The 24478-nt window shown below is 67.6% G+C and carries 28 protein-coding genes and 1 tRNA gene; 20 read left to right on the plus strand and 9 right to left on the minus strand.

Going from position 1 to position 24478, the window contains the following annotated elements:
• Positions 1-3 precede the first annotated feature (3 nt).
• The 13 genes from PYV00_RS12285 to PYV00_RS12345 all read left to right on the plus strand — a co-directional run bounded on the left by PYV00_RS12285 (position 4) and on the right by PYV00_RS12345 (position 12006).
• Entirely contained in the window at positions 4-2046 is a 2043-nt protein-coding gene (locus PYV00_RS12285) for a conjugal transfer protein TraG (RefSeq protein ID WP_275228558.1), read from the plus strand.
• A 2-nt stretch (positions 2047-2048) separates the two neighbouring features.
• Positions 2049-2450 (plus strand): CopG family transcriptional regulator, encoded by a 402-nt coding sequence (locus PYV00_RS12290; RefSeq protein WP_275228559.1) that lies wholly within the window; start codon positions 2049-2051, stop codon positions 2448-2450.
• Positions 2447-3442: a P-type conjugative transfer ATPase TrbB gene (gene trbB / locus PYV00_RS12295; protein ID WP_275228560.1), complete on the plus strand. Its 996-nt coding sequence runs from the start codon at positions 2447-2449 to the stop codon at positions 3440-3442. The genes PYV00_RS12290 and trbB overlap by 4 nt, the downstream gene beginning before the upstream one ends.
• Before the next feature lie 3 nt (positions 3443-3445).
• The gene (locus PYV00_RS12300) at positions 3446-3787 is read left to right on the plus strand and encodes a TrbC/VirB2 family protein (RefSeq protein ID WP_275228561.1); all 342 of its coding nucleotides are present in this window, start codon (positions 3446-3448) and stop codon (positions 3785-3787) included.
• Positions 3784-4056 (plus strand): VirB3 family type IV secretion system protein, encoded by a 273-nt coding sequence (locus tag PYV00_RS12305; RefSeq protein WP_275228562.1) that lies wholly within the window; start codon positions 3784-3786, stop codon positions 4054-4056. Before PYV00_RS12300 ends, PYV00_RS12305 begins: the two co-directional genes overlap by 4 nt.
• Entirely contained in the window at positions 4050-6515 is a 2466-nt protein-coding gene (trbE, locus tag PYV00_RS12310; RefSeq protein WP_275228563.1) for a conjugal transfer protein TrbE, read from the plus strand. The genes PYV00_RS12305 and trbE overlap by 7 nt, the downstream gene beginning before the upstream one ends.
• The gene (gene trbJ / locus PYV00_RS12315; RefSeq protein ID WP_275228564.1) at positions 6515-7267 is read left to right on the plus strand and encodes a P-type conjugative transfer protein TrbJ; all 753 of its coding nucleotides are present in this window, start codon (positions 6515-6517) and stop codon (positions 7265-7267) included. Before trbE ends, trbJ begins: the two co-directional genes overlap by 1 nt.
• A 140-nt stretch (positions 7268-7407) precedes the next feature.
• On the plus strand, positions 7408-8721 hold the full coding sequence (gene trbL, locus PYV00_RS12320) for a P-type conjugative transfer protein TrbL (RefSeq protein WP_275228565.1): 1314 nt from the start codon (positions 7408-7410) through the stop codon (positions 8719-8721).
• A gap of 3 nt (positions 8722-8724) precedes the next feature.
• Entirely contained in the window at positions 8725-9546 is an 822-nt protein-coding gene (trbF, locus tag PYV00_RS12325; protein WP_275228566.1) for a conjugal transfer protein TrbF, read from the plus strand.
• Positions 9543-10382 carry a P-type conjugative transfer protein TrbG gene (gene trbG / locus PYV00_RS12330; RefSeq protein ID WP_275228567.1) on the plus strand — a complete coding sequence of 280 codons (840 nt, stop codon included), beginning with the start codon at positions 9543-9545 and terminating at the stop codon, positions 10380-10382. Before trbF ends, trbG begins: the two co-directional genes overlap by 4 nt.
• A complete protein-coding gene (locus PYV00_RS12335) occupies positions 10379-11572 on the plus strand; it encodes a TrbI/VirB10 family protein (RefSeq protein WP_275228568.1) in 1194 nt (397 codons plus the stop codon). Before trbG ends, PYV00_RS12335 begins: the two co-directional genes overlap by 4 nt.
• Positions 11573-11575: 3 nt before the next feature.
• Complete coding sequence (locus tag PYV00_RS12340) at positions 11576-11803, plus strand: DUF2274 domain-containing protein (protein WP_275228569.1); 228 nt, start codon at positions 11576-11578, stop codon at positions 11801-11803.
• Positions 11800-12006 carry a helix-turn-helix domain-containing protein gene (locus PYV00_RS12345; protein ID WP_275228570.1) on the plus strand — a complete coding sequence of 69 codons (207 nt, stop codon included), beginning with the start codon at positions 11800-11802 and terminating at the stop codon, positions 12004-12006. Before PYV00_RS12340 ends, PYV00_RS12345 begins: the two co-directional genes overlap by 4 nt.
• Before the next feature lie 78 nt (positions 12007-12084).
• Here PYV00_RS12345 and PYV00_RS12350 read toward each other — a convergent pair whose 3' ends face one another.
• The 3 genes from PYV00_RS12350 to PYV00_RS12360 all read right to left on the minus strand — a co-directional run bounded on the left by PYV00_RS12350 (position 12085) and on the right by PYV00_RS12360 (position 14283).
• A complete protein-coding gene (locus PYV00_RS12350; RefSeq protein ID WP_275228571.1) occupies positions 12085-12690 on the minus strand; it encodes a tyrosine phosphatase family protein in 606 nt (201 codons plus the stop codon).
• Positions 12691-12793: 103 nt separating this feature from the next.
• Positions 12794-14020 carry a tyrosine-type recombinase/integrase gene (locus PYV00_RS12355; protein ID WP_275228572.1) on the minus strand — a complete coding sequence of 409 codons (1227 nt, stop codon included), beginning with the start codon at positions 14018-14020 and terminating at the stop codon, positions 12794-12796.
• A gap of 176 nt (positions 14021-14196) precedes the next feature.
• Positions 14197-14283, minus strand: a tRNA-Leu gene (locus PYV00_RS12360).
• A gap of 235 nt (positions 14284-14518) precedes the next feature.
• On the opposite strand from PYV00_RS12360, the gene PYV00_RS12365 reads away from it, so the two are divergent.
• On the plus strand, positions 14519-15484 hold the full coding sequence (locus PYV00_RS12365) for a complex I NDUFA9 subunit family protein (RefSeq protein ID WP_275228573.1): 966 nt from the start codon (positions 14519-14521) through the stop codon (positions 15482-15484).
• A gap of 55 nt (positions 15485-15539) precedes the next feature.
• Here PYV00_RS12365 and PYV00_RS12370 read toward each other — a convergent pair whose 3' ends face one another.
• Entirely contained in the window at positions 15540-16211 is a 672-nt protein-coding gene (locus PYV00_RS12370) for a glutathione S-transferase family protein (RefSeq protein WP_275228574.1), read from the minus strand.
• Positions 16212-16454: 243 nt separating this feature from the next.
• Between PYV00_RS12370 and PYV00_RS12375 the strand changes: the two genes are divergently transcribed.
• From PYV00_RS12375 to fdhD, 3 genes are read left to right on the plus strand one after another with little or no spacing between them, the layout of a single operon-like run.
• Positions 16455-16841 (plus strand): VOC family protein, encoded by a 387-nt coding sequence (locus PYV00_RS12375; protein WP_275228575.1) that lies wholly within the window; start codon positions 16455-16457, stop codon positions 16839-16841.
• A gap of 26 nt (positions 16842-16867) precedes the next feature.
• On the plus strand, positions 16868-17257 hold the full coding sequence (locus tag PYV00_RS12380; RefSeq protein WP_275228576.1) for a VOC family protein: 390 nt from the start codon (positions 16868-16870) through the stop codon (positions 17255-17257).
• 4 nt (positions 17258-17261) lie between these two features.
• The gene (gene fdhD, locus PYV00_RS12385; protein WP_275228577.1) at positions 17262-18026 is read left to right on the plus strand and encodes a formate dehydrogenase accessory sulfurtransferase FdhD; all 765 of its coding nucleotides are present in this window, start codon (positions 17262-17264) and stop codon (positions 18024-18026) included.
• A 27-nt stretch (positions 18027-18053) separates the two neighbouring features.
• Here the strand turns inward: fdhD and metW are convergent, their stop codons facing one another.
• Genes metW through metX form a run of 3 tightly spaced genes read right to left on the minus strand, consistent with a single transcriptional unit; the run spans position 18054 to position 20181 of the window.
• Entirely contained in the window at positions 18054-18647 is a 594-nt protein-coding gene (metW, locus tag PYV00_RS12390) for a methionine biosynthesis protein MetW (protein ID WP_275228578.1), read from the minus strand.
• On the minus strand, positions 18644-19078 hold the full coding sequence (locus PYV00_RS12395; RefSeq protein ID WP_275228579.1) for a GNAT family N-acetyltransferase: 435 nt from the start codon (positions 19076-19078) through the stop codon (positions 18644-18646). The genes metW and PYV00_RS12395 overlap by 4 nt, the downstream gene beginning before the upstream one ends.
• The gene (metX, locus tag PYV00_RS12400) at positions 19075-20181 is read right to left on the minus strand and encodes a homoserine O-acetyltransferase MetX (RefSeq protein ID WP_275228580.1); all 1107 of its coding nucleotides are present in this window, start codon (positions 20179-20181) and stop codon (positions 19075-19077) included. The genes PYV00_RS12395 and metX overlap by 4 nt, the downstream gene beginning before the upstream one ends.
• A gap of 100 nt (positions 20182-20281) precedes the next feature.
• Between metX and hisC the strand changes: the two genes are divergently transcribed.
• The 3 genes from hisC (at position 20282) to PYV00_RS12415 (ending at position 23160) form a co-directional block, all read left to right on the plus strand.
• Positions 20282-21400, plus strand: a complete 1119-nt coding sequence (gene hisC / locus PYV00_RS12405; RefSeq protein WP_275228581.1) for a histidinol-phosphate transaminase — start codon at positions 20282-20284, stop codon at positions 21398-21400.
• Positions 21397-22311: a prephenate/arogenate dehydrogenase family protein gene (locus PYV00_RS12410; protein WP_275228627.1), complete on the plus strand. Its 915-nt coding sequence runs from the start codon at positions 21397-21399 to the stop codon at positions 22309-22311. The genes hisC and PYV00_RS12410 overlap by 4 nt, the downstream gene beginning before the upstream one ends.
• Positions 22312-22383: 72 nt before the next feature.
• On the plus strand, positions 22384-23160 hold the full coding sequence (locus PYV00_RS12415; protein WP_275228582.1) for a transglutaminase-like domain-containing protein: 777 nt from the start codon (positions 22384-22386) through the stop codon (positions 23158-23160).
• Positions 23161-23245: 85 nt separating this feature from the next.
• On the opposite strand, the gene PYV00_RS12420 is transcribed toward PYV00_RS12415, so the two are convergent.
• Both PYV00_RS12420 and PYV00_RS12425 read right to left on the minus strand, forming a co-directional pair.
• Positions 23246-23941: a lysophospholipid acyltransferase family protein gene (locus PYV00_RS12420; protein WP_275228583.1), complete on the minus strand. Its 696-nt coding sequence runs from the start codon at positions 23939-23941 to the stop codon at positions 23246-23248.
• Positions 23941-24471 (minus strand): YdcF family protein, encoded by a 531-nt coding sequence (locus PYV00_RS12425; protein WP_275228584.1) that lies wholly within the window; start codon positions 24469-24471, stop codon positions 23941-23943. Before PYV00_RS12425 ends, PYV00_RS12420 begins: the two co-directional genes overlap by 1 nt.
• Between the last annotated feature and the right edge of the window lie 7 nt (positions 24472-24478).

A 24478-nucleotide genomic window follows, 5' to 3' on the forward strand; every position in this document is an offset into this window, starting at 1 on the left:
AAAATGACGCCTACCAAGCTGCTCATCGGTCAGATCCTCGTGGTGCTCGCGATCATCGTCGCGAGCATCTGGACGGCGACGCAGTGGGCGGCGGCGAAGCTCGCGTACCAGCCCGAGCTCGGGTCGCCCTGGTTCGTCGCCTTCGGCCAGCCGATCTATCATCCGTGGTCGATCTTTCCGTGGTGGTTCTCGTTCGACGCCTATGCACCGATTATTTTCGACGAAGCCGGCGCGATCGCGGCGGCAGGCGGCTTCATCGGCTGCGCTGCCGCCATTTTCGGGTCGCTCTGGCGCGCCCGGCAATCGCACAACGTAACCACCTATGGCTCGGCGCGGTGGGCGACCAACCGCGACATCACCACCGCCAGGCTGTTCGATGATCGCGGCGTTGCCTTGGGCCGGCTCGGCACGCGCGACCTGCGCCACGACGGCCCCGACCATGTCATGGCGTTCGCGCCGACTCGCTCGGGCAAGGGCGTCGGCCTAGTCGTGCCGACGCTGCTCAGCTGGACCGGCTCGACCGTCGTCCACGATATCAAGGGCGAGAACTGGCAGCTGACCGCTGGCTGGCGTTCGCGCTTTTCGCATTGCCTGCTGTTCAACCCGACCGACACCCGCTCGGCGCGCTACAATCCGCTGCTCGAAGTGCGTCGCGGTGTAAACGAAGTCCGCGACGTCCAGAATATCGCCGACATTCTCGTCGATCCCGAGGGCGCGCTCGAACGCCGCAACCACTGGGAGAAGACCAGCCATTCGCTGCTGGTCGGCGCGATCCTTCATGTCCTCTACGCCGAGGAAGAGAAGACGCTCGCTCGCGTCGCGACGTTCCTCTCCGACCCGCAGCGCAGCTTCGCCGCGACGTTGCGGCGGATGATGGCGACGAACCATCTGGGCCCGGCGGAGGCGCCGATGGTGCACCCCGTCGTCGCGTCGGCCGCCCGCGAGCTGCTCAACAAGAGCGAGAACGAGCGCTCGGGCGTGCTCTCGACCGCGATGTCGTTCCTCGGCCTGTATCGCGACCCGACCGTCGCAGCTGTCACCGCGGCATCGGACTGGCGCATCGCCGATCTGGTTGAGGCGGGCCATCCGGTCTCGCTCTACCTCGTCGTGCCACCGTCCGACATCAGTCGCACGAAGCCGCTGGTCCGCCTGATCCTCAACCAGATCGGCCGCCGCCTGACCGAGGAGCTGCACGGCGTCGGCAAAGATGGCGAGGCTGGCCAGGGTCGTCACCGCCTGCTGATGATGCTCGACGAGTTTCCGGCGCTGGGGCGGCTGGATTTCTTCGAGACGAGCCTCGCCTTTCTGGCCGGCTATGGGGTGCGCGCCTTTCTCATCGCGCAGAGCCTCAACCAGATCGAGAAGGCTTACGGCGAGCACAACGCCATCCTCGACAATTGCCATGTCCGCATCGCCTTCGCGACCAACGACGAGCGAACCGCCAAGCGGATTTCGGACGCACTCGGCACCGCGACCGAGCAGCGCGCGATGCGCAACTATGCCGGCCACCGGCTCGCGCCCTGGCTCGCGCATGTCATGGTCAGCCGGCAGGAAACCGCCCGTGCGCTGCTGACGCCCGGCGAAGTAATGCAACTCGCGCCGACCGACGAGCTGGTGCTGATCTCTGGGCATCCGCCGATCCGGGCCGAGAAGCTGCGCTATTATGAGGACCGCAGGTTCACCGCTCGCGTGCTGCCCGCGCCGTCGCTGGATGCCACCGGCTATCGCGACCTCCCTGCTGCTCGCCCGGATGATTGGGCAGGACAAGTTCGCGGCGCCGACATGCGGCTCGCCGCCAGCAACGATGCCGACGAAGGCGTCAATGCCGGCGACCTCGAACAGGCGCGCCATCCCGCGCATGAGATCGAACCGACAGTCGTCGTCGAGCCCGAGATCGCTGACCCGCTCGGCCTCGGCGAGGACGATGGCGACCAGGCGGCCGAGCGTCGCGCGATGGACCGGGTGCAGGCGCTCGGTACCGCGCGCACGGTCTATGGTCTCGATGCCGCTTCGGGCCGTCCCGACGACCTGCAGCTGGGGTTCTGACCATGGAAAAGGTCCGCCACCAGCTCTTCCTGCCGAGGCCGCTCTCTGACCGGCTCGAAGCGCTTGCCGCCAGGCCCGGCGCGAGCAAGTCGGCGATTCTCGTCGACGCGGTCACCGCCTGGCTCAATCGCCGCGGTGCCTCCGAGCTGGAAGACCGGTTCGCAATCCGGCTCGACCGGCTGACGCAGGCGATCAGCCGGGTCGATCGCGACGCCTATGTGATCCTCGAAACGCTGGCGCTGTTCATTCGGTTCGAACTCGCGATCCAGACGCCGCTGGCTGAAAATGACAAGGCGGGCCGCGCGCTCGGCGCGAAGCGGTTCGAGGCCTTCGTCATGCAAGTCGGGCGGCAGGTGTCGACCGGGCGCCGCACATTGGGTGCCGACGCGGGGGACGGCGAATGACCACCGTCGTTCCCGCAACCTCCGCCGAGCGCCGCCGGCGCATGCTGATTACAGCGCTCGGTGCCGACATCGCCTCGGCCATGCGCGATCCGCTGGTTGTCGAGATCATGGTCAACCCGGATGGCGCGCTGCGGCTCGACCGGCTCGGCGAAGGCCGCCTCGATACCGAAGTGCGGATGGAGGCGCCCCAAGTCGAGCGCATCATCCGGCTGGTGGCGAGCCATGCCAGGGCCGAAGTCCATGCCGAGCATCCGATCATCTCAGCCGAGCTGCCGTCGCATATCGAGGGCCGTGCGGGCGAGCGCTTCGAAGGCGTGCTCCCGCCGGTCTCGTCGGCACCCTGCTTCTCGATCCGAAAGCCGGCGCAGAAGCTGCACACGCTCGACGACTATATCGCCGACGGGCTGATGTCGGAGGTCCAGGCCGATGCGCTGCGCGCCGCGGTCACGCAGCGCTACAATATCCTCGTCGCCGGCGGCACCAGTTCAGGCAAGACCACGCTCGCCAATGCACTGCTCGCCGAGATGGCATGGGTCGATAGCCGGGTCATCCTGATCGAGGACACACGCGAGCTGCAATGTCCGCTACCCGATACGGTCGCGCTGCGCACGCGCCCGCCGCAGGTCACGATGACCGAACTGGTGCGCTCGACCATGCGCCTGCGTCCCGACCGGATCATCGTCGGGGAGGTTCGTGGCCCCGAAGCACTCGACATGCTCAAGGCATGGAACACCGGCCATCCCGGCGGGATCGCGACCGTCCACGCCAACAGCGCGATCGCCGCGCTCTATCGGATCGAGCAGCTCGTGCAGGAGGCGGTGGTCACCGTCCCGCGCCAGCTGATCGCCGAAGCCATCGACATCGTCGTGTTCATTTCCGGCCGCGGCGTGGACCGCCGCGTGTCGACGATCGCCCGCGTCGCCGACCTCGACCCGGACACCGGTTCCTATGCGCTCGCCAACCTTCCGACCCTCAGCCCCAAGGAGATTTGATCCATGCTTCATATCCAGCCTTCACGCCTCTCGTCCAACCGCCACTTTTTCACCGGCGCCGCGATCGGCCTGGCCCTCGTCGTCACCACGCGGGTCCAGGCCGCGGGCTCGGGCATGCCGTGGGAGGAGCCGCTCCAGCAGGTTCTCGAATCCGTGCAGGGGCCTGTCGCCAAGATCGTCGCGGTGATCATCATCATCGTGACCGGCCTGACACTGGCGTTCGGCGAGACCGCGGGCGGCTTCCGGCGCCTGATCCAGATCGTGTTCGGCCTGTCGATTGCCTTCGCCGCGTCGAGCTTCTTCCTGTCCTTCTTCAGCTTCGGCGGTGGGGCGCTGATCTCGTGATCGGTAACGGCCAGCATATCGACGGCTTCGAGGTGCCGATCCACGGCTCGCTCGGCTCGCCCTTGCTGCTCGGCGGCGCGCCACGCGGACTGGCGATCGTCAACGGCACGCTCGCCGCAGCGGTCGGTCTCGGCCTCCAGCAATGGCTGGCCGGGGTCCTGCTCTGGGCGGTCGGGCACAGCGTCGCGGTGATGGCCGCCCGCCGCGATCCGAGCTTCGCGCCAGTCCTCCTCCGCCACATCCGCCAGAAGGGCTATTTCGCATGCTGAACCTCCGCGAATATCGCGACCGCGCCGAGCGGCTCGCCGATCATCTGCCCTGGGCGGCGCTGGTCGCGCCGGGGGTCGTCCTCAATAAGGACGGCAGCTTCCTGCGGGTGCTGGCGTTCCGCGGTCCCGACCTCGAGTCCGCGACCGAGGCCGAATTGGTCTCGGCCTGCGCGCGCGCGAACAATGCGCTCAAGCGCTTCGGCAGCGGCTGGGCGCTGTTCTTCGACGCCGAGCGGCGCGAGGCGCTGGCCTATCCCGACAGCGACTTCCCCGATGTGGCGAGCTGGCTGGTCGATGGCGAGCGGCAGGCCGCGTTCGAGGCCGAGGGCACGCATTTCGAGAGCCGCTATCACCTCACCCTGACCTGGCTGCCGGCCGCCGACGCGACGGATCGCGCTGGGCGCTCACTGGTTGAGCGGCCCGATGGCGAAAAGGCGCGAGACTGGCGCGGCGCGCTCGAAAGCTTCGTTGCCGAGACAGACCGCGTGCTCGACCTGCTGGCCGGCTTCATGCCCGATGTTCGCCCGCTGGACGATGGCGAGACGCTAACTTTCCTCCACAGCACCATCTCGGACCGCCGCCACGCCGTCGCCGCGCCCGAGACGCCAATGTATATCGACGCCATCCTCACCGACACGCCGCTGGTCGGCGGGCTGGAGCCGCGGCTCGGCGAGTTGCATGTCCGCACGCTCACGATCCTCGGGTTCCCGAGTCTCAGCCGTCCCGGCATTCTCGACGCGCTCAACCATCAGGATTTCGGCTATCGTTGGGTCACGCGCTTCATCGCGCTCGATAAGACCCTGGCGACCAAGACGCTCACCTCGCTGCGCCGCCAGTGGTTCAACAAGCGCAAGTCGGTCACCGCGCTGCTGCGCGAAGTGCTCTACAACCAGCCGGCGCAACTGCTCGACAGCGATGCCGACAACAAGGTGGTCGATGCCGACCAGGCGCTCCAGGTGCTGGGTGGCGACCATGTCGCGTTCGGCTACCTGACCACGACGATCACGGTCACCGACCGCAGCCGGGCCGCGGTTGAGGACAAGGTTCGCGCGGTCGAGCGGATCGTCAATGGCCTCGGCTTCACCGCGAAGCGCGAGGGCGTGAACGCCGTCGAGGCCTGGCTCTCGTCGCTGCCGGGCCATGTCTATGCCAATGTCCGCCAGCCGCTCGTCCACACGCTCAACCTCGCCCACTTGATGCCGCTGTCGTCGGTGTGGGCGGGACCAGTCCGGAACGCGCATCTCGATGGCCCGCCGCTGCTGGTCGCCAGGACCGCGGGCTCGACGCCGTTCCGGCTCTCCACCCATGTCGGCGACGTAGGCCACATGATGGTGGTCGGCCCGACCGGCGCCGGCAAGTCGGTACTCCTCAGCCTGATCGCACTCCAGTTCCGCCGCTACGCAGGGGCCCAAGTCTACATCTTCGACAAGGGCAATTCCGCGCGCGCCGCCGTGCTGGCGATGGGCGGCGCGCATCATGCGCTCGGGTCGTCCGAGGCTGACGGCGAGGCACTCGCCTTCCAGCCGCTCGCCGGCATCGACGAAGCGGCCGAGCGCAGCTGGGCGTCCGAATGGATCGCGGCACTCCTCGCGCATGAGAATGTGCCGGTCACCCCGGACGTGAAGGACGCGATCTGGACCGCGCTCGGCAGCCTCGCCTCCGCACCGCGCGAGGAGCGGACCATGACCGGCCTCGCGCTCCTCCTCCAGTCCAACTCGCTGCGGATGGCACTCCAGCCCTATACGCTGGAGGGTCCGCACGGCCGGCTGCTGGATGCTGCCGAACAGCAGCTCGCGCTTGCCGACGTCCAGTGCTTCGAGACCGAGACGCTGATGGGCCAGGCCGGGGCGGTAGCGCCGGTGCTGACCTATTTGTTCCACCGCCTGGAGGAGCGCTTCACGGGCAAGCCGACCCTGCTCATCCTCGACGAGGCATGGATCTTCCTCGACCATCCGCTCTTCGCTGCGCGCATTCGCGAGTGGCTGAAGGTGCTGCGCAAGAAGAATGTCGCGGTGCTGTTCGCGACGCAGAGCCTCGCCGACATAGCCGGCTCAGCGATCGCGCCTGCCATCATCGAAAGCTGCCCGCAGCGCATCCTGCTGCCCAACGACCGCGCGATCGAGCCCCAGGGCCATGACATCTACGGACGGTTCGGCCTCAATGACCGCCAGATCGAGCTGATCGCGCGGGCGACGCCCAAGCGGCACTATTACCTCCAGTCGGCGCGCGGCAACCGGCTGTTCGAGCTCGGCCTCGGGCCCGTGGCGCTGGCGCTGTGCGGCTCGTCCGACCCGGCGGCGCAGGCGCGGATCGACGCGATCCTCGCCGAACGCGGCCACGAACATTTCGCGGAAGCCTTCCTGCGCGACGCCGGCCTCGACTGGGCGGCCGATCTCGCCGCCGATTTCCCGGCCCCATCCGACCCCGATCCTCAAGCCCCCCAAGAAGGAGAAGAATGATGCGTATTCCCAATCGAAAGCACCTGATCGCCGCAGCGCTCGGCATCGCAGCCTGCGGCTCGCTCGGCATGGCACTGGTCGCCCCCGCCACGCCCGCCCATGCCCAGCTCGGCGGCGTCGTGTTCGATCCCAGCAACTATGCCCAGAACATCCTGACTGCCGCGCGCACGCTGCAGACCGTCAACCAGCAGATCCAGCAGCTGCAGAACGAGGCTCAGATGCTGGTGAACATGCGCAAGAACCTCACCCGCATCGATTTCCCCCAACTCGACGCGCTCAAGCAGAAGCTCGCCGAGATCGACCGGTTGATGGGCCGCGCGCAGGCCATCGACTTCCGCGTCGACCAGCTCGACGACAAGTTCCAGAAGCTGTTCCCGCAGGATTTCTCGTCGGCGCTGCGCACCGATGTGCGCGTGCGCGATGCGAGGTCACGTCTCGACGCCAGCATGGGCGCGTTTCGCCAGACGATGACCGTGCAGGCGCAGGTCGTGGAGAACATCCAGGCGGATACCGAGGCGTTGGCGGACATCGTCGCGCGCAGCCAGGGCGCCGAAGGCTCGCTCCAGGCCCAGCAGGCGACCAACCAGCTGCTCGCACTCACCGCCAAGCAGCAGTTCCAGCTGCAGCACATGATGGCCGCGCAGTTCCGAAGCGAAGCTGTCGAGCAGGCACGGCGCGCCACCCAGGCCGCGGAGGCCCGCGCCGCCACCAAGAAGTTCCTCGGTTCCGGATCGGCCTACACGCCTCGATAGCCCCCTCGGGGCCGCCAGGCCCGATCCGGACCAGCGATCGGCGGTTTTCCCCTCGCCACCGGTCGCCGTCGCGGGGCGCGGTTCCGCTCCCCCAGCCGCGTCCCGCGACATCCTTTAGCGACAGCAGGAAGGCAGTCCCTTTGAACGACCTCAACGTCATCGACCGCTTCCTGCAGGCGTTCATCACCTACATCGACAGCGGGTTCGGGCTGCTCGGACCCGATGTCGGATTCCTGACCGCGACGCTGATCGGCATCGACATCACGCTTGCCGGCCTGTTCTGGGCGATGGGCGGCGAAGACAATGTCATCGGCCGGTTCCTGCGCAAGATCCTCTTTATCGGCGCGTTCGCGTTCATCCTGAACAGCTTCTCGACACTCGCCGACATCATCTTCCGCTCGTTCGCACAGGCGGGACTGACGGCGGGCGGGGGCACGCTCTCGGCCGACGACCTGCTCAAGCCCGGACGCCTTGCCGGGACCGGCTTCTCGGCGGCCTGGCCGCTGCTCGAACAGGCCAGCGAGATGGTCGGCTTCACGACCTTCTTCGACAATTTCCTGACGATCATGGTGCTGCTGTTTGCCTGGGCGCTGGTGATCGTCGCCTTCTTCATCCTCGCCGTGCAGATGTTCGTCTGCATCCTCGAGTTCAAGCTGACGAGCCTCGCCGGCTTCATCCTCGTGCCGTTCGCGCTGTGGAACCGCACCAGTTTCCTCGCCGAGCGCGTGCTGGGCAATGTGGTCAGCTCGGGCATCAAGGTGATGGTGCTGGCCGTCATCGTCGGGATTGGCTCGAACTTCTTCACCGAGTTCACCGAGGCGCTGCAGGGCCAGGAGCCCGACATAGGCCAGGCGATGAGCCTCGTGCTCGCCAGTCTCTCGCTGTTCGGCCTCGGCATCTTCGGACCGTCGATCGCCTCCGGCCTTGTCGCTGGCGCGCCGCAGCTCGGTGCGGGTGCTGCCCTCGGCACGGCCGTTGGCGCGGCCGGCGTGACCATGCTTGCCGGGGGTGCTGCCGTTGGCGGTGCCCGCGCTATCGGCGGGGCGGCGCTCGGCGCGGTTCGCTCGGGCACCGCGATGGGGTCGGCCGCATCGACGGCCTACCAGCTCGGCCGCGAGACAGCCGCCACGCCATCCGTCGGCGCCGGCCTCGGGGGTGTGGCGCGGGCGGCCGGAAACGCTGCCAAGTCCCGCGCCAGCGGCGCACTCGGGCTGGGCGAAGCCGCCGCAGGTGGCCGGCAGGCGGCGTGGGATGCGCTCAACCAGCGGAACTCTCCGTCGCCGTCGCAGAGTGGGCCGGGCGGCGGCGGGGAGACCGGCACGCCGGCCTGGGCACGCGCCATGCGAGACCAGCAAACCAGCCGGCATCGCCGCCAGCTCGCGATCCACACGCTCCAGCAGGGCGACCGCGGCGGCGCGTCCGCCACCCCCGACATCAAGGAAAGGAACGACTGAGCCATGTTCTTCAAGCGAAGTGCGCAGCGCTACGGGCGCATGCCAACGCCGGAGACGCCCTACCAGCGCGCGGGCCAGCTCTGGGACGAGCGGATTGGCTCGGCGCGGGTGCAGGCGCGCAACTGGCGGCTGATGGCGTTTGGGTGCCTCGTGCTCACCGCCGGCACGTCGGCGGGCCTTGCCTGGCAGTCGTTGCAAAGCCGGGTCACGCCCTATGTCGTCGAAGTCGACAGGCTCGGCGAGGCACGCGCGGTACAGCCCGCCGATGTCGAGTATCGGCCGACCGACCCACAGGTCGCGTGGCATCTCGCGCATTTCATCACCAACGTCCGTTCGGTCTCGCTCGACCCTGTGCTGATGCGCCGCGACTGGCTCCACGCTTATGATTTCGCGACCAAGCGCGGTGCGCAGTTTCTCGGCGATTATGCCCGGGCCGCATCCCCGTTCGCCAATGTCGGCGAGCGGACCGTGTCGGTGCAGGTCACGAGCGTCGTGCGCGCATCGGACAAGTCATTCCAGGTCAAATGGATTGAATCCGCGTTCGAGCGCGGCAGTCCGGCAGGCGTCCAGCGCTGGACCGCGATCCTGACGACCGTGACCAGGCCGCCGGCATCGGCCGACATCCTGCGCAAGAACCCGCTCGGCATCTACGTCGACGCGATCGACTGGAGCCGCGAACTGGACGGCGAGGCTCCCGTGCGCCCTGCGCCGACCGCGTTACCCGCGGACGTACCCTCGACTGTCGCAAGCTCGATCCCCGCCGGGTCGCCGCTCGATCCCGCGACCGGCACCCCGGCCATCAACATCCAGGAGACGCAACCATGAAATCGGCCATCCTTCCAGCGCTTGCCGGAATTCTCGCCGCCACGCCGGCACTCGCCCAGCCCGAAACAACGGCGGGATCGATCCGTCAAGTCGCGACCGCAAACCGCGCGGCGACGTTCCGGCCGGCGCCGTCCGGGTTCATCGGCGGTGCGCAGGTCTATCCTTGGAGCGAGGGCACGATCTATATCGCCTACACGGCGCCCGGACTGGTAACCGACATCGTCCTCCAGCCCGGTGAATCGCTGATCGCGGTGGCGAGCGGCGATACCGCGCGCTGGATGATCGGCGACACTACCAGCGGCTCCGGCGAGACGAAGCAAACACATTTGCTCGTGAAGCCCTTCTCGGGCGGTCTCGTCACCAATCTTGTCGTTACGACAGACCGTCGCACTTATCATGTCCGGCTGGTCAGCACTTCGGCGACCGCGCTGTCGTCGATGCGCTGGACCTATCCGCAGGATGAGTTGCTGGCGCTCCGACGCAAGGCGGATGCCGAGCGAGCCGCCGCGCCTGTCGCGACGGGACTTTCGGTCGAGACGCTTCACTTCAACTACGCGATCAGCGGCGACAAGCCTGCATGGCGTCCGTTGCGCGCATTCGACGACGGCCAGCGGACCTATGTCGAGTTCCCCGCATCGTTGGCGAGTAGCGAGGTGCCGCCACTGTTCCTCGTCGACCGCGAGGGCAAGGCTGAGCTGGTCAACTACCGGCTGAGCGGCCGATTCTACATCGTCGACCGGATCTTCGACGCCGCGGAGCTTCGTCTCGGCCTCAAGAAGCAGCAGATTGTTCGCATCGACCGCACAGCGCCATCGGCCAAGCGGAGGGGCGCATGACGGAGACCGCTGCACCCGCGCCATCCGCATTGGGCTTGCCGCCGAAGGTAGATCCAGAGACCTTGGCCATCCGTTCACGCCCGGCGCGTGCGATCCGATTCCGAAAGAGTGCGATCATCGGCATCGCGGCGCTTGGGTCGGCCAGCCTGATGGGGATCGCCTGGATGGCGCTCAAGCCGCAGGTGTTCCGGCAGGTGGCTCAGGATAGCGAACTGTCACAGCCATTGTCGAAGCCTGCGTCTGACGCGCTCTCCGGCTTGCCGACCAGCTACGGCGACGCGCCGAAGCTCGGGCCGCCGCTTCCTGGCGACCTCGGTCGGCCGATCCTGCGGGCGCAGCAACAGGCGGAGGGCGTTACTCCGCCCGCGCGGGTCGATACTGCCGAAGCCGAGCGCCAACAGCATCACGCCGAACTCAAGGCCGCACGGGAATCGGGATTGATGGCGCAGGTTCAATCGAGCCGTGGTGCTCCGGTCTCGAGGGAGATTGATCCGGCCGCGAGCGTATCAGGCACCGAGCCAACGCAGCCGGCCGCAGCCGGCACCCGTAAGGAGCAATTTGTCTCGGCGCGCGACAAAGACGGCGACCTCAACTCCGGCAGCCTGGTCGCGCCGGTCTCGCCGAACAGCGTGCTCGCCGGCAGCGTCATCGCGGCGAGCCTCATCACCGGGCTGAATTCCGATTTGCCCGGCATGGTCACGGCGCAGGTGACGCAGAATGTCTTCGACACGGTGACGGGGAATATCCTGCTGGTGCCGCAAGGTGCTCGCCTGATCGGCAAATACGATTCCGTCGTGGCCTTCGGGCAGCGACGCGCGCTGGTCGTATGGCAGCGCCTCCTCCTGCCCGATGGCGGGTCGATCAGGCTGGACAACATGCCCACGACCGATCCGGCAGGCTATGCGGGGCTCGCCGACAAGGTCGATTTCCATACATGGACACTTCTCAAGGGCGTGGCGATCGCAACGCTGCTCGGGGTCGGCTCGGAATTGTCGATCTCCGGTGAAAGCGATCTCGTTCAGGCCATCCGCGAGTCCGCCCAATCCAATACGGCACGGGCCGGAGACCAGATCACACAGCGCAATCTCGACATTCAGCCGACGGTCACGATCCGCCCAGGGGCGCCCGTCCGCGTTCTGGTGACCCGCGATCTTATCCTGGCGCCATGGCGCGGCGCGACGGAGAATTGACCAATGGTGGATCTGAAACTCGCCAAGTTGCCGGATCGCGCGCCGGTCAAGCTCGCCATTACCATAACGCCCGACTTGCAGAGCGCCCTCAACGATTACGCCGCGCTCTATGCGCAGGCGTATGGCCGCGAGGAGCCGGTGACCGAACTGATCCCTGCGATGCTGACGTCGTTCCTCGAGAGCGACCGCAACTTCGCCAGGGCGCGCGACGCGCGCAAGGGGCGGCCATGATCGAGCGGGCCTGGGAGCAGAAGATCGAGCCCCTGACGGTGCGTATCTCGACGGCCGTCCGCATCACCGGTCTCAGCCGGTCGAGGATCTACGAGCTGATCCAGTCCGGCGACATCGACACGGTGAAGGTCGGCCGCTGTACGCTGGTTCAGTTCGCGAGCCTGAAGGCACTGACCCGCAGTCGAGCGGCGTCGGATGGCTGAGGTTGGCTACCGGCCATTCGCTTGAACCCGACAGCTTATTGCAACCTCCGCGGAAGTCGTCCCGAACTGGATGGTCGACTATCGATCGATGCCATCGTCGGCGCGGGCGTAGAGTTCGGGACGCGTCCGGGCGAAGTGCAGGCGTGTCGCGCGAGCCTCGACAAGACCCGGTGCGAAGGCCTCCCATGCCGCCACCGCCGCGACGAGACTGCCTGATCGATCGAGCAGCCGGTCGGCGAGCGCGACCACGACCAAGTTCGGCGTGACTTCGGGCCGGACCGCCAGCAGTCGCTCCAGCGCCTGCGCCTCATTTCCGGGACCAAGTCGGTCGGCGAGGATCGCCAGCGCTACCCCGGCGGAGCGTCCCACGCCGTGGAAGCAATGCACCAGCAGCGAGCGATCGGTCCAAGCCCGCGCGAAGACGACCGCGCGCTCCACGTCTCCCAGCGTCGCCACGCGGATGCCGAGGCTGTCGGTGTCGACGTCCTCGAACTGGAGCACGAGATGCGCCCTTCCGGGATCGGGCGCGAACCGAAGTCGCAGGTTCGGCCGGGCACCCGGATCCTCGATCGTGATCACCGCGTCGAACTTGCGCTTGTGGCGCTTCGCCTGCGGCAGGCTTCCGACGGACACGCCGCCGGGCTCGGGTAATGCGAGCGGGGTTGGCTTGATGTATTTCGACATGGTTTGTGCTCACGGAATTGCGGCGAAAGGGCAAGGACAAGGCGCGCGTTGCTTTTGGGAACGTGCCGGTAGCTGTCTGGCCAGCGGCGCTCACGGCCGGCGATCAGGCGCGCCGCGCCGCCGGAAAGGCTGGCCGTAGGATCTTCCCACCGTCGCGCAGCTGGTCGAGATAGTCCGACCAGCGCTGCATCATGACGACGCGCTCGTCCCAATATTCGCCGCGAGCATAGGCTCGCCGGACCTGGTTGGTGTCGACATGGGCGAGCTGACGCTCGATCGCGTCGGGGTTCCATTCGCCCATTTCGTTGAGCAGCGTCGCGGCCATCGCCCGGAAGCCGTGCGCGGTCATCTGGTCGGTCGTGTAGCCGAGCTTGCGCAGGCCCTGGTTGACGGCATTCTCCGACATCGCCTTGCGCGGCTTGCCGAGGCACGGGAACAGGTATTTCCACCAGTGCGTGTGCTCGTGAAGCTCCTTGAGCATCGCGATCACCTGCCGTGACAGCGGCACCCGGTGCGGCCGTCGCATCTTCATGCGCTCCGCAGGGATGAACCAGATCGCCTCGTCGAAATCGATATCGGTCCATTCGGCCTGCCTCAGCTCGCCGGGCCGAAGCAGCACATGTGGGGAGAGCCGCATTGCCATGACGGTGACCTTGTGGCCGCTGTAGCCGTCAATGGCCCGGAGCAAAGCGCCGACCTCGGACGGCCGCGTGATGGCCGCGAAATGCTTGACCTTGGGCACGGCGATCGCGCCGCGAAGGTCGGCGGCAACATCCTTGTCGCACCGAACGGTCGCCACGCCATAGCGGAACACGCGGCTCAGGACGCTGCGCATGCGCCGTGCGCTCTCGTAGGCGCCGGTCGCCTCGACCTTGCGAAGGACAGCGAGCGCCTCATGCGGCGTGATCTGCGCGATCGGGATGGTGCCGATCAATGGATAGGCCTTGGCGAGAAGCCAGCGGATCTTCTCGACGGTCACCGGCGCCAGGCCGTCCCGTTCGCACTTGACGAGCCATTCCTCGGCGACCGCCTGGAACGTGTTGGCGGCGGCATATTTCGCGGCGATCCGCGCACGCTTCTTCTCAAGCGCCGGATCGAGGCCCTCGGCAATCTTCTTTTTGGCTTCATCACGCCGCGCCCGTGCATCGGCTAGGCTTATGGTCGGCCACCCACCGAGATGAAGCTTCTTCTGCTTATCCAGGAAACGGTAGTTGAAGCGCCATAGCTTCGAGCCGTTGGGCTGGATGACGAGATAGAGGCTTTGAGAATCGCTCAGGGTCCAAGCCTTTTCCCTCGGCTTGGCGGCATTGATCTGGATGTAGGTCAGCATGGTCGTATTCCCAGCAAGGCCGGGTCGATCCGAGGGCAACAAAAGGAGCAACTTTTGTGGTCGCTGCTGTTGCCCTTAGCCGGATTTCGCCGGACGGTGTCTGGCGATTCTCGGCCTAAAAATGCTGTGAAACCAGCCGCTTACTGGACGCTGCTGGACGTATCCAGAGCCAGTATTGGTGCCCAGAAGAGGACTCGAACCTCCACGCCCTTTCGAGCGCCGCCACCTGAAGACGGTGCGTCTACCAATTCCGCCATCTGGGCACGGGCGGTGCGCTTTTCAGGGCGCCCCGCAGGGTAGGTGGGCGCCGATACGGGTTGGCCGCGCGGATGTCAACGGCGTTCGATGGTTCTTGTTGGCAGGCGGTGCGCGTGGGGGTGGGATGCTTTGGCCGGTTGCCCCGGCGCGGGGCTTGTGCCAAGGGCGGAGCCATGCGGAACGGCGCGGGTCGGGCCTTTGGCCCGGTGCCGGCGCAAGACCTGAAGGACGCATCGAACCATGAGCGAGAGCGCAAACGCATCCCTGGCCGGAAAGGTCGTCACCGTGCTGGGCGGCAGCGGTTTCTTCGGCAGGCATCTGGCCCAGGAACTGCTGGCGCGCGGCGCGCGGCTGCGCATCGCCAGCCGCAATCCCGAGCGCGCCTTTCGAATCAAGCCGCTGGGCAATCTGGGCCAGGTCGCCTTCGCGCGCGTCGACGTGACGCGGCCCGAAACGCTGGCGCCGGCGCTGGCCGGATCGGACGCGGTGGTGAACCTTGTCGGCGCTTTCTCGGGCGATCTCGATGCCTTGCAGGGAAGCGGCGCGGGCCGCATCGCCGCCGCGGCCAAGGCCGCCGGAGCGAATGCTTTCGTGCATGTCTCGGCGATCGGCGGCGATGCCGGCTCGGCGGTGGCCTATGCCCGGACCAAGGCCGAAGGCGAAACGGCGATGCGCGCCGCCTTTGCCGAGGCCACGATCCTGCGCCCCTCGCTGCTGTTCGGGCCGGACGACAATTTCGTGATGATGTTCGCGCGGCTGATCGCGCTGTTCCCGGTGCTGCCGGTGTTCGGCCCGCAAGTCCGGCTCCAACCGCTGTTCGTTGACGACGCGGCCGCGGCGGCCGCGCTGGCGCTGGCCGATCCGGCCGCGCACGGCGGCAAGACATACGAGATCGCCGGCCCCGAAGTGATCAGCATGGTCGATCTCAATCGCCAGATAGCCCGGGCGCAGGGCCGCAAGCGCAGCTTCATCGAACTGCCCGACGCGGTTTCGGGCGGAATCGCGGCGGCGACCGGCTGGCTGCCCGGGGCACCGATCACGCGCGATCAGTGGGATCTGCTCAAGGCCGGCAGCGTGGCCAGCGGATCGTTGCCGGGGATTCGCGATTTCGGCATCCATCCGCGCCCGATCGAGCTGTTCCTCGATCGCTGGATGGTCTCCTTCCGCAAGCACGGGCGATTCGGCGAAGCCACCACGGCGGGGTAAGGCGGCTCGCGCGCCGCCTCCGCTCGGAATGGCCCGAGCACGCAGCCGATGGGCGTTACGCGTCCACTTCGGCGTAGTGGCTGGGCGGCTGGATCACTTCCATCCGCTCGGACAGCAAGGGGCGGAAACTGGGCCGGCTCTTGATCCAGCGATACCATTCGTTCGCCTGCACGTGCGAGGACCAGTCGATCCCGCCGAGGTAATCGGCGACGGAGATCTGCGCGGCGGCCGCCAGATCGGCCAGCGTCATCGTCGGGCCGGCCAGCCAGGGGCGATGATCGATCAGATAATCGATGTAATCGAGGTAATCGTGCGCCAGCTTCATCGAATCGCGCAGCATCCGCGCGTCGGGTGACTGGCGCAGGACCAGCCGTTTCTTCATCCGCTCATGCAGCAGCGGGCCGGAGACATCGCCGAAGAAGTTCTCGTCGAACATGGCGATCAGCCGCCGGATCTCGGCGCGCTGCTGGGCGGTGCCGCTGATCAGTGGATTGCGATCGACGGTTTCCTCAAGATATTCGCAGATCGCCCGGCTGTCGGACAGGGTGATACCCTTTTCCTCGTCCTTGATCACGGGGGTGCGGCCCGCGGGGTTCATCGCGAAAAAGCGGTCTTCCCCTTCCCAGGGCTTGGCCGTCTGGAGTTCGTAGGCGATGCCCTTTTCGCTCATCAGCAGGCGGACCTTGCGGCTGAACGGGCATAGCGGGAACTGGAAAATGTGCCACATGGTGATCTGGAATGCCAAAGCGGGTTCTCCGCGTCCACCCGATGGCGATTCGCCGCACCTGCGAAACAGGTGGATAAATCGCCGCGCGCCGGTTCGGCCACGCGGGCAAGCGCGCTGTTGCCGGTTTCCCGCATAGCGGCTTTCGCCGCGCTGAACATTTTTCGCTCCGGCGCTGCCGCGCGCGATTGACCCGCCCGGGCCATCGCCACACAAAGCGCGCGAACGGACAACCGGGAGACACGCATGTTCAGCCATATCACTGTCGGCAGCAACGATCTGCACAAGGCGAAGACCTTCTATGACGCCGTGTTCGGCACCATGGGCGTGGAACCGCTGATGTTCGATCCCGATGGCGCGGGGCGGCTGGCCTATGCGCACAAGGGGGCGAACTTCATGATCTGCACGCCGATCGACGGCAAGGAAGCCTGCCACGCCAATGGCGGCACGATCGGCTTCGGCATGGAGACGCCCGAGGCGGTCGACAACTGGCACGAGGCGGGCGTCGCGGCCGGCGGCACCTCGATCGAAAACCCGCCGGGCGTGCGCGAATTCCCCTTCGGCAAGCTGTACCTGGCCTATCTGCGCGATCCTGACGGCAACAAGCTGTGCGCGCTGCACGCCATGGCCTGACCCCACAAGCGAGAGAGGATACAACAATGCTCCTGAAAAGCCTGCGGCTGGGCAGCAATGACCTGGCCCGAACCCGCGCCTTCTACGATGCCACGTTCGGCGCGTTCGGCGTCGAACCTTCGGCGACGCCGGCCGAGTACCCGATCGTGATGTACACCCTGCCCGGCGGCACGCGCTTCGTCTGCGGCCCGGCGCGCGATGGCCAGCCGGCCACCCACGCCAATGGCGGCACGATCATCTTCGAGGCGCCCAGCGACGACGCGGTGCGCGCCTGGCACGCGGCCGGGCTGGCCAACGGCGGCACCTCCGAAGGCGATCCCGAGCCCAAGCCGCAGGCGCGCGGCGCGTTCGGCGCCTATCTGCGCGACCCGGACGGCAACAAGCTGGGCGCCTATCACGGGCTGGCCATGGGCTGAGCGGATGGCGCAGGCGGTTCAGGTCACGCCCGACGGGGGCCGCATCGCCATCGCCCGCGACTGGGTGCCCGAAGCGCCGGTCGCGCTCGAATTCAATGGCCTGGCCTATGCGGTGATGATGGCGACGCCGGCCGAACTGGAGGACTTCGCCATCGGCTTCGCGCTATGCGAGGGGCTGGCGGCGGATGCGGGCGAAGTGACCGACATCGCCGTGGCCGAAGTCGAGAACGGCTGGATCGTGCGCACCGCACTCTCGGGCCTGGGCGCCGAGAAGCTGGGCGAGCGGGTGCGCACCCGCGTCGCCGAATCGAGCTGCGGCCTGTGCGGCATCGACAACCTGGCAGCCGTCACGCGCCCCCTGCCGCCGGTGCCCGCGCACGACGCGATCGAGCCCGCCGCGATCTTCCGCGCCCGCGCCGCGCTCGGCCCCAGCCAGACGCTGGGCGCCCGGACCGGCGCGGCGCACGCGGCGGCCTATGCGGCGGCGGATGGCACGCTGACCTGCGTGCGCGAGGATGTGGGGCGGCACAACGCGCTCGACAAGCTGGTGGGCGCGATGGCGCGGGCCGGCCAGCCGCTGACACCCGGCTTCGTGCTGTCCACCGCGCGGTGCAGCTATGAGATCGTCGAGAAAGCGGTGAAGGCCGGCGCGACGAGCCTTGTCACCGTGTCGCTGCCCACCACGCTCGCGGTCGAACGCGCGCGCGCCGCCGGCCTCAGCCTGTGGAGCCTCGCACGCAAGGACAGCGTGCTGCTGGTCAATGGATAAGCAAATCTTGCTCGGGGAGGAATTCTCCTACCGCGAGAGCAGGAACACCGCGTGTTCGGCGCGCAGGTTCGCGGCGGCGGGGCTGCAGCGGGTGTCGCCCGAGAGGAACCAGGCGTCCTCCACCTTGATCCCGCGTTCATCGACCAGCGCGCGGAAATCGTCGACCGTCAGGTGGTGGATGTTGGGCGTCTCGTACCAGGCCACCGGCAGCAGCCGCGTCACCGGCATCCGCCCGCCCCACAGCAGCGAAAGCCGCACGCGCCAGTGCGCGAAGTTGGGAAAGCTGACGAAGGCGTGCCGGCCGATCCGCAGCAGTTCCTCCAGCACCTTGTCGGGCCGCATGGTGGTCTGCAAGGTCTGGCTGAGAATGGCGTAGTCCACCGACTGGTCGGGATAGAACGCCAGATCGCGATCGGCATCGCCCTGGATCACCGACAGCCCGCGCGCCACGCAGGCGCCGACATTGGCCGGATCGATCTCCATGCCGCGCGCGTCGCATCCCTTCTGGTCGCGCAGCGCGGCCAGCAGCGTGCCGTCCCCGCAGCCCACGTCCAGCACGCGCGCGCCATCGGCCACGTTGGCGGCGATGATCGCAAGATCGGGGCGCAAGGTGGCGGTCATCCCGCGATCGCCTGCAGCGCGGCGAATTCGGCGGAGAGGCGCTCCATATAGCGGTCGGGCCGCAGCGGCGCGTGAAAGCCGAGCCCGGCATAGACCCCGTGGGCATCGGCGGTGACGAGGGCGAAGCGGCGCACAGTGGCATAGTCGGGATGGCGCAGGAACCAGTCCACCATGCGCCGGCCGATCCCTTCGCCCCGATGCCCTTCGGCCACCCAGACATCGGCCAGCCAGGCGAAGCTGGCCTTGTCGGAAATGAGGCGGGCATAGCCCACCTGGCCATGCTCGCCATGATAGGCGCCCAGATTGTGCGAGCCGGCCATCTGCCGCTCCACCGCATCGCGCGCGATGCCTGGCGTCCAGTAGCTGGACGCCAGCCAGCCATGCACGCGCGCACGATCAAGCCGGGCGGGATCGTCGCAAAGCGCGATCATCCCAGGAACCCTTCGACCACCCGATCGAGCGCGGGGACATCGAGCAGGAACGAATCGTGCCCGAACGGCGCCGACAGCTCGACGAAGCTGACCGGCAGTCCCGCGGCATTGAGCGCGTGGACCACATTGCGCGATTCGGCGGTGGGATAGAGCCAGTCGGTATCGAAGCTGACGAGGCAGAAACGCGCCTTGGTCCGCGCGAAGGCATGGGCCAGCAGGCCGCCATGCTCTTCGGCCAGATCGAAATAATCCATCGCGCGGGTGATGTAGAGATAGGAGTTGGCATCGAACCGGCCGGTGAACGAAAGCCCCTGATAGCGCAGGTAGCTTTCCACCTGGAAATCGGCATCGAACCCGAAGGTCTTCTCGGCGCGGTCCTGCAGGCGGCGGCCGAACTTGTCGGTCAGCCCCGCTTCGGACAAGTAGGTGATATGCGCGGCCATGCGCGCCACCGACAGGCCCTTTTCGGGGCCCTTGCCGTGTTCGTAATAGTCGCCGTCGCGCCAGGCGGGATCGGCCATGATCGCTTGCCGGCCGACTTCGTGGAACGCGATGTTCTGCGCCGAATGCCGCGCGGTGGAAGCGATCACCATCACCGCCCGCGCGCGCTCGGGGAAGTTCGCCGCCAGGCTGAGCGCCTGCATCCCGCCCATCGAGCCGCCGACCACCGCGTGCAGGCTCTCGATCCCCAGCGCGTCGAGCAGCGCGACGTGGCCGCGCACCATGTCGCGAATGGTGATGACGGGAAAGCGCATGGCATAAGGCGCGCCATCGGGCGCGAGGCTGGCCGGGCCGGTCGATCCCATGCAGCTGCCGATCACATTGGCGCAGATCACATGGAACTTGTCGGTATCGATCGGCTTGCCCGGCCCGACCATGCGCGACCACCAGCCCGGCTTGCCGGTGATCGGGTGCGGGCTGGCGAGATACTGGTCCCCGGTCAGCGCGTGGGTGACGAGGATCGCGTTGTCCTTCGCCGGCGAGAGCGTGCCGTAAGCCTCATAGGCGATGCGCACCTCCTCAAGCTGCTGGCCGCCATCGAGGACCAGCGGCTGGGGGAGCGTCAGGACCGCGCTCGGCTCGATGATGGTGGCGCTTGCCATGGTGACCCGGCAATTGGGGTTCGCCCCGGCCCCTGTCAATCACAGGCTGTCAATCGAAGGCTGTCATTTGCGGGGCCGCTTCGCTAAAGGCCGCACCGTCATGACCAAGACCATAGCCTCCACCATCGTCCCGCAGCCCAAGCCGTGGATCGAGGCGATCCATGCCTATGTGCCCGGCAAGGCGACGGGCAAGGACGGGCGCCCGCTGATCAAGCTTTCGGCCAACGAGAATCCGCTGGGCACCAGCGAACTGGCGCTGGCCGCGCGCGCCCGGGCGCCCCTGCCCTCGCTCTATCCCGATCCCGACAGCAAGGCGCTGCGCGCCGCGATCGGCGCGCGCCACGGCATCGATCCGGCGCGCGTGGTGATGGGCACCGGATCGGACGAGCTGCTCAACCTCGCCGCGCAAGGCTATGCCGGGCCGGGCGACGAGGTGATCTACGTGCGCTATGGCTTTTCGGTCTACGACATCGCCGCGCGACGCTGCGGCGCGACGCCGGTGGTTGCCCCCGATGCCGATTACGGCACCGATGTGGACGCGCTGCTCGCGCTGGTGACGGACCGGACGCGCGTGGTGTTCATCGCCAATCCCAACAATCCCACGGGCAGCTACCTGCCCCGTGGCGAGATCGCGCGGCTGCACGCCGCCCTGCCCGCCGATGTCCTGCTGGTGATCGACCAGGCCTATGGCGAATACCTCGCGCCCGAGGACGAAGACGGCGCCATGGCGCTGGCCCTGGCGCACGAAAACGTGCTGGTGACGCGCACCTTCTCCAAGATCTTCGGCCTGGCCGGAGAGCGGATCGGCTGGGGCACTGGCGCGCCGGGCCTGATCGCGACGCTCAACCGCATCCGCGGGCCGTTCAACGTCTCGGGCACCGGGCAGGCGATGGCGCTGGCCGCGCTGGGCGACGCCGATTTCGTCGAGCGCAGCCGGCTGCACAACCGCGACGAACGTGCCCGCTTCGTCGCCGCGATCGCCGCGCTGGGCAATCACGGGTTGCGCGCCCTGCCGAGCGAAGCCAATTTCGTCCTCATCCTGTTCGAAGGCGCGCTGAGCGCCGAGGCGGCATACGAGGGACTGGCCGAGCGCGGCTATATCGTGCGCTGGCTGCCCGGACAGGGCCTGCCGCAAGCCTTGCGCATCACCATCGGCCACGCGCGCGACATGGACGCCATCGCCGCCGCGCTGCGCGACATGGCGCAAGCGGCGCGCTGATGTTCGCGCGCGTCGCGATCATCGGGCTGGGGCTCGAAGGCGGCTCGATCGGCCTGGCGGTGCGCGCCTACCTGCCCGGCACCACCACCACCGGCTATGACATCAACCCCGCCACGCGCGAACGCGCCGCCGAGCGCGGGCTGGTGGACCGGGTCTGCCCCACCGCGATCGAGGCGGTGCGCGAGGCGGACCTGGTGATCTTCTGCGTGCCGCCCGGCGCGATGGGCCAGGCGGCCGCGGAAATCGCCGCAGTGCTGCCGCCCGATTGCCTGGTCAGCGATGTCGGCTCGTCCAAGCAGGCGATCGCCCGGGCGCTCAGCGAAGCGCTGCCCAACCACACGGTGATCCCGGCACACCCCGTCGCCGGCACCGAGAATTCGGGGCCCGACGCGGGCTTCGCGCACCTGTTCCGCAACCGCTGGTGCATCGTCACCCCGCCGCAGCACACCAACCTGCTCAAGCTCACCGAACTGGTCGCCTTCTGGGAAGCGCTGGGTGCCAATGTCGAGATCATGGATGCCGAGCATCACGATCTGGTGCTGGCGGTGACAAGCCACTTGCCGCACCTGATCGCCTATACCATCGTCGGCACCGCATCGGATCTTGAGGACGTGACCCAGAGCGAGGTCATCAAGTATTCGGCCGGCGGCTTTCGCGATTTCACCCGCATCGCCGCTTCCGACCCGACGATGTGGCGCGACGTCTTCCTGTCGAACCGCGACGCGGTGCTGACCATGCTGCAACGCTTCACCGAGGACCTGACCGCGCTCCAGCGCTCGATCCGGGTGGGCGATGGTGACGCACTCTTTTCACATTTCGCGCGCACGCGGGCGATCAGGCGTTCGATCATCGAGGAAGGGCAGGACGACAGCCGACCCGATTTCGGGCGCGGCGACCACGAAAAATCCTGACCTCTTCGGGAGCTTTCGCACGCGCCACGACTTGTCGAGGCAAGATCCACGCTTCGGGACGCAGAGCCGCACATGAAGATCAAGATCAGGACCGAGCTCGACTACGACTGCCCCAACCCCACCGACCTGCTGCTCCAGATCGAAGCGGCGATCATCCCCGAACAGCGCGTGCTGGCGGCGCATATCGACTTGCCGCAAGCCCAGCATTTCGCGCGCGTCCCGGGGCATGACGCGATCGGCGATCGCATCTGGCTGCGCTTTCAGGGCAATCTCAAGGTGGTCTACACCGGCGAGGTGGAGATCGATCGGCTGGATGCCGATATCAGCCAGCTCGCGGCCGTGCCGCCCCACTTCCTGCCGGGCGAGACGGTGCAATACCTGCTGCCTTCGCGCTATTGCCCTTCGGACCATTTCCTGATGCTGGTGGAGGCCGAATTCGGCCATCTGGCCGGCGGCGCCCGCATCGCCGCCATGCGCGACTGGATTTACCAGCACGTCGTCTATGCCAGCGGCAGCAGCAATGCCTTCACCGGGGCGATGGAGACATTCGTGGACCGCCACGGCGTGTGCCGCGATTTCGCGCACCTGATGATCACCATGGCCCGGGCCAGCGCGATCCCGGCGCGCTTCGCCAGCGTCTATGGCATCGGCGTGGAGCCGCAGGATTTCCACGCGGTGGCCGAAGTGTTCCTCGACAACGTGTGGTACGTCGTCGATGCCACCGGCATGTCCTCGTCCGGCCGCATAGCCAAGATCGGCATCGGCCGCGACGCGGCGGACGTCTCGTTCCTGACCAGCTACGGCACGGTGATCATGAACAGCCAGATAGTGGAAGTGACGGAAGCCTGAAGGCTGGCGCAGGCGCGATCGCGCTCCATGGCCATGTCTCCACCCGCCCCCTCGCTCCGGCGGTGCCACGGATACCGAGCCGGGCTCAGCCGTTCAGCGCGTTGATCGCGTCCAGCACCCTTGCCTCGATCTCCTCGCGCGGCAGGCCCGGCGCGATCGTTTCGCCCACGCGGTACGTGATCGTGCCCGGCCGCTTCCATCGCCGGTGATACAGCGGCCCGCTATCGACCGCGATCGGCACCACCGGCAGGCCGATCAGCTTGTAAAGCCCGGCAAAGCCCGATTGCAGCGGCGCGCGTTGCCCGTGGGGCACGCGGGTGCCTTCGGGAAAGATCACCAGCGGGCGCCCTTGCGCCGAATAGACCCGCGCCGCCGCGATCATCGCGCGCAGCGCCTTCGCGCCTTCCTCCCGCTCAACCACGACGACGCCATAGGTCCGGGCGGCCCGGCCCCACAGCGGGATGCGCACCAGTTCCACCTTGGGAAAGGCCGCCGGCCGATGCATCAGCACCGGCGTGTCGATCGCCTCGAAGAAGCTCTCGTGCTTGACCGCGACCAGCACGGGCCCTTGCGGCATCGTCCCTTCGACCGCCACGCGGATGCCCAGCAGCCGCTCCACGCACCAGCGGTGATAGCGCGCCCAGCTATCGACCACGCGAGCGAACGGCTCGGGCCCGATCACGCCGGCCGCGAAGGCCGCCGCCACGAAGCCCAGCGTGCCGCCATAGAAGGCAAGGTAAAACGCCAGGCTGCGCGCGATATCCCCCGAACGCACCGGCATCAGCGCTTCCACAGGCCCACAAGGTAGCTCGCGAGGAACTTGTGGTATTCCAGGAACAGGCTGCGCAGCGTGGGGCGCGATGGCACCGCATCGCGCAGCAGCGTTACGCCGGGCGGCAGCTCGCGCCCCAGTTCCAGCGAGGCGCGGCGCATGTGCCAGTCGGACGTGACCAGCCGCACCGTCCTGGCCTTGCGCGCACCGATCCAGCGTGCCGCCTCCACCGCGTTGGACCGCGTGTCGTAAGCGTCATAGCCCAGCGTGACGCAGCAGGCCATGAGCCGGGCCGGCACGTTGTATTCCGCCGCGAATTCCCTGGCCCGGACCTCGCGGTCCACGCCCGAGACGAGCAGCCGGGGCGCCAGCCCCTTGCGCAGCAGCCCCAGTGCGTGATCAATGCGTCCGCCGCTGCCCGTCAGCACGACGATGGCATCGCTGCGCGTGCCGTCGGCCGGCCCGGGCAGGACGATGGCGAAGGCCAGGAAGCCGAGAATCCAGATCAGGAACAGCGTGGCGGCGATGCGGCGGTACATGGGCCGT

Origin of the sequence: Novosphingobium album (ex Liu et al. 2023), assembly GCF_029076845.1 — a bacterium.
Taxonomy (GTDB): domain Bacteria; phylum Pseudomonadota; class Alphaproteobacteria; order Sphingomonadales; family Sphingomonadaceae; genus Novosphingobium.

Bases quoted from the DNA above. Each gene is read 5' to 3' on its own strand.
- PYV00_RS12375 (WP_275228575.1), top strand. From the start codon at position 16,455: ATGTTCAGCCATATCACTGTCGGCAGCAACGATCTGCACAAGGCGAAG.
- PYV00_RS12350 (WP_275228571.1), bottom strand. From the start codon at position 12,690: ATGTCGAAATACATCAAGCCAACCCCGCTCGCATTACCCGAGCCCGGC.
- PYV00_RS12300 (WP_275228561.1), top strand. From the start codon at position 3,446: ATGCTTCATATCCAGCCTTCACGCCTCTCGTCCAACCGCCACTTTTTC.
- PYV00_RS12290 (WP_275228559.1), top strand. From the start codon at position 2,049: ATGGAAAAGGTCCGCCACCAGCTCTTCCTGCCGAGGCCGCTCTCTGAC.
- metX (WP_275228580.1), bottom strand. From the start codon at position 20,181: ATGGCAAGCGCCACCATCATCGAGCCGAGCGCGGTCCTGACGCTCCCC.
- PYV00_RS12335 (WP_275228568.1), top strand. From the start codon at position 10,379: ATGACGGAGACCGCTGCACCCGCGCCATCCGCATTGGGCTTGCCGCCG.
- PYV00_RS12355 (WP_275228572.1), bottom strand. From the start codon at position 14,020: ATGCTGACCTACATCCAGATCAATGCCGCCAAGCCGAGGGAAAAGGCT.
- PYV00_RS12425 (WP_275228584.1), bottom strand. From the start codon at position 24,471: ATGTACCGCCGCATCGCCGCCACGCTGTTCCTGATCTGGATTCTCGGC.
- PYV00_RS12365 (WP_275228573.1), top strand. From the start codon at position 14,519: ATGAGCGAGAGCGCAAACGCATCCCTGGCCGGAAAGGTCGTCACCGTG.
- PYV00_RS12415 (WP_275228582.1), top strand. From the start codon at position 22,384: ATGAAGATCAAGATCAGGACCGAGCTCGACTACGACTGCCCCAACCCC.
- PYV00_RS12345 (WP_275228570.1), top strand. From the start codon at position 11,800: ATGATCGAGCGGGCCTGGGAGCAGAAGATCGAGCCCCTGACGGTGCGT.
- trbB (WP_275228560.1), top strand. From the start codon at position 2,447: ATGACCACCGTCGTTCCCGCAACCTCCGCCGAGCGCCGCCGGCGCATG.
- hisC (WP_275228581.1), top strand. From the start codon at position 20,282: ATGACCAAGACCATAGCCTCCACCATCGTCCCGCAGCCCAAGCCGTGG.
- metW (WP_275228578.1), bottom strand. From the start codon at position 18,647: ATGACCGCCACCTTGCGCCCCGATCTTGCGATCATCGCCGCCAACGTG.
- trbG (WP_275228567.1), top strand. From the start codon at position 9,543: ATGAAATCGGCCATCCTTCCAGCGCTTGCCGGAATTCTCGCCGCCACG.
- PYV00_RS12370 (WP_275228574.1), bottom strand. From the start codon at position 16,211: ATGTGGCACATTTTCCAGTTCCCGCTATGCCCGTTCAGCCGCAAGGTC.
- trbJ (WP_275228564.1), top strand. From the start codon at position 6,515: ATGCGTATTCCCAATCGAAAGCACCTGATCGCCGCAGCGCTCGGCATC.
- trbE (WP_275228563.1), top strand. From the start codon at position 4,050: ATGCTGAACCTCCGCGAATATCGCGACCGCGCCGAGCGGCTCGCCGAT.
- PYV00_RS12395 (WP_275228579.1), bottom strand. From the start codon at position 19,078: ATGATCGCGCTTTGCGACGATCCCGCCCGGCTTGATCGTGCGCGCGTG.
- PYV00_RS12340 (WP_275228569.1), top strand. From the start codon at position 11,576: ATGGTGGATCTGAAACTCGCCAAGTTGCCGGATCGCGCGCCGGTCAAG.
- fdhD (WP_275228577.1), top strand. From the start codon at position 17,262: ATGGCGCAGGCGGTTCAGGTCACGCCCGACGGGGGCCGCATCGCCATC.
- PYV00_RS12380 (WP_275228576.1), top strand. From the start codon at position 16,868: ATGCTCCTGAAAAGCCTGCGGCTGGGCAGCAATGACCTGGCCCGAACC.
- PYV00_RS12285 (WP_275228558.1), top strand. From the start codon at position 4: ATGACGCCTACCAAGCTGCTCATCGGTCAGATCCTCGTGGTGCTCGCG.
- PYV00_RS12420 (WP_275228583.1), bottom strand. From the start codon at position 23,941: ATGCCGGTGCGTTCGGGGGATATCGCGCGCAGCCTGGCGTTTTACCTT.
- trbF (WP_275228566.1), top strand. From the start codon at position 8,725: ATGTTCTTCAAGCGAAGTGCGCAGCGCTACGGGCGCATGCCAACGCCG.